This is a genomic window from Thalassobacterium sedimentorum, from assembly GCF_031127905.1.
GTDB classification, from domain to species: Bacteria; Verrucomicrobiota; Verrucomicrobiia; order Opitutales; family Coraliomargaritaceae; genus Thalassobacterium; species Thalassobacterium sedimentorum.
This window is the reverse complement of the sequence record NZ_JARXIC010000136.1, coordinates 1-404: the sequence shown is the minus strand read 5'-3', so window position 1 is coordinate 404 and position 404 is coordinate 1. Positions and strand designations below refer to the sequence as shown.

Below are 404 nucleotides of genomic sequence, written 5' to 3'. Positions count from 1 at the left end.
GGAACCTATTCGATCGCCATTACCGCAGTTGCAGCCCCCCAAACATTCGCAATTAACATTGGCGATACCATTCAAGATGGCACACCCAGCCCAGGAGCCGGAAACATTGAGTTCCCAGCTTCCTATGACATTTACACCTTTGCCGGCACAGCCGGCGACAGCATTTTCATCGACAAGATCGCTTTCTCAGGAACCACGAATATTGATTATACATTGATCGATCCCTCAGGTAATGAGCTCGACAGTCATGAGCTGTATCAAAGCGACCTTGGCAGCATTGAGCTCCCCGAAACAGGGAGCTATACACTACAAGTGGGCGATTCCAGCAGTGATCAAACCGGAACCTATTCGATCGCCATTACCGCAGTTGCAGCCCCCCAAACATTCGCAATTAACATTGGCGA

The 404-nt window shown here is 50.0% G+C and carries 1 protein-coding gene; it reads left to right on the top strand.

Going from position 1 to position 404, the window contains the following annotated elements; translation table 11 throughout:
- Positions 1 to 404 (top strand): pre-peptidase C-terminal domain-containing protein (locus tag QEH59_RS19170; protein ID WP_308986916.1); only part of this gene is annotated, 404 nt, incomplete at both ends.